The 2035-nt window shown below is 27.5% G+C and carries 2 protein-coding genes; both read right to left on the bottom strand.

Annotated features, from left to right (window positions below; all coding sequences use genetic code 11):
* Positions 1–119: 119 nt before the first annotated feature.
* Positions 120–506, bottom strand: coding sequence for a DUF6090 family protein (locus ES045_RS16135; RefSeq protein ID WP_147117302.1), 387 nt, complete (start codon positions 504–506; stop codon positions 120–122).
* A 46-nt stretch (positions 507–552) separates the two neighbouring features.
* On the bottom strand, positions 553–1326 hold the full coding sequence (locus ES045_RS16130) for a DUF6090 family protein (RefSeq protein ID WP_147117301.1): 774 nt from the start codon (positions 1324–1326) through the stop codon (positions 553–555).
* Positions 1327–2035: the final 709 nt, after the last annotated feature.

Below are 2035 nucleotides of genomic sequence, written 5' to 3'. Positions count from 1 at the left end.
TGGTATAATACCCAAAGATTACATTCTAGTTTAGGATATCTCTCACCGCTAGAAATGGAAATAAAATTGAGAGGAATTATTAAAAAAGTAGCTTAAGAAAATAGTCACAAATTTATTAGCTACTCCAAAGTATTTAGATTTAATTCATTACTAGGATTAAAAAATGGTGTGAACTTATAACGAGCTATTTTTATAATCGTGTCAGAGTTAGCAAAAGGGGCAGAAAGTCGTTTTGCTAATGCTACATTCTTTTTTAATTCTTCATTAAAATTTGCTATTTGTCCTTCAAGTAGATTAACGTCAGCTTTTAAATCAGTTTGAAAGGCTTTTATATAATTATCCTTTAATTTTTCTTTTTTATTTTCTTCATTCAAACTATTAATCTGCAACGCAATCAAAATTCCAATAACTACAAGTACAATTTCTCCCATTGCATAAGTCAAATACTTTCCGAACTTATTTTCAGTCAGAGTTCGTTGTCTAATTTTTCTAAAGAATTTTATCATTTGTTAGCGGTTTCTGATAATTAAGCACAACGTTGTTGTGCTTTCGTTATTTGTTTTTTATTAATTCTGAATCAATTAAATTAATTAATTTTTCGGTCATTAAGATCATATTTTTATATTCAGTAATAAGCTTTTTATTATTAAAGATGGAAAGTACAAAGCCATTTTTAAATGTTTGGTTTTTTAATAATAATTCAATTTTTTCTTTAGAGAGTTCTGTTCTTAGACCATCTGTTCCATTTGATACTTGAAAAGTATAGTTTAAAATATCTGATTCAAGATCTGTGGTACTGAAATATATAGGGTAAATGTAATTCTCAAAATCATATTGCATATGAGTTTCCAAAAAGGATATTTGCTTGTAACCCAACTGTGAATTTATAAGTATATCCTTAATTGAATCATTAGATATAATAGCAAGATTTCCAGAGTTTATTAGTTCTTGATACGTATTATCATTTTTTTTAAAAGGATACCAAATCTGTACATTCAAACTATTAAAATTAAATTCATCTGGCATGACTTCTTTTTTATTATTAAAAAACTTAAGGACAGTTTTAGCAGACCCAACAGCTATTTCTCTAGTTGTGATATAAGTTTTGAGTTCGATTAAATTAAGATTTATATCAGATTTAATACCTGATAAATAGTTAAGCTCCTTTGTTCTAGTTTTACGTTCTCCGTTATTATTATTTATTGCTAAAGCAATTAAAATTCCAATAACCACAAGTACAATTTCTCCAATAGCATAAAGGAAATACTTACTGACTTTGTCGTCCTTAATCATATCTCTTCTAATTTTTCTAAAGAATTTTATCATTGGTTAGCGGTTGAGTGTAATGAAGCACAATGTTGTTATGTAAGTTTAGTTGCGATTTTAAGTAGTGAAGTTAATAAAAAAATCACAGATAGAAAGTCAGCGAGGACTTTCGCAAGTAGGCAAAAAGCCAGCAATAAATTATATACGGGTTGTGCCACGTTATTTATTTTTTTTAAATATTTTCAAATAAAGTCCAATTATTATTATTAAAATAACTGAAATTATTTTAATCCATAGATAATTACCTTTGGTGTATATTTCTAAAATATCCACAAAAAAATATAGTATAAGCGGTATGAAAATTATTTTATTTTTCATATTTTATTTTTTATCTCATCTACAATCAGCAAGGTCAGCTTGAGCTCTTTTATTACATTCTCCAAATCTAATAAGTGACATAGCTCCACCAATTAACGATCCAACTCCAGATGATGTGAATAACCCAATAACACCAACTGTAGCAGCAGAAAGTGCAAAACCGGTAAGACAATCTCCGTTTGAACTATTAAATTCACTCAAACAAGAGTATGCTTTTTGTGAAAAACTTTGTTTATTCTCGAATTGATTACTTATTTCTATGGAGTGTCTACATTTGATGTGACGATTTTTACGAGGTTATAAATTTTATATTTGACTTATGGTAAAAAAGTATGACAATGAATTTAAAGTTATGATTGTAGAACTGTTAAATTCGGGCATTAAGACAAAA

Origin of the sequence: Polaribacter sp. IC073 (assembly GCF_007997075.1) — a bacterium.
In the GTDB taxonomy this organism is placed as follows: domain Bacteria; phylum Bacteroidota; class Bacteroidia; order Flavobacteriales; family Flavobacteriaceae; genus Polaribacter.
This window is presented reverse-complemented; position numbering and strand designations above follow the sequence as displayed.

What these genes read in the sequence shown, in the direction of transcription:
- ES045_RS16130 (WP_147117301.1), bottom strand. Translation starts at nt 1,326, where the DNA reads ATGATAAAATTCTTTAGAAAAATTAGAAGAGATATGATTAAGGACGAC.
- ES045_RS16135 (WP_147117302.1), bottom strand. Translation starts at nt 506, where the DNA reads ATGATAAAATTCTTTAGAAAAATTAGACAACGAACTCTGACTGAAAAT.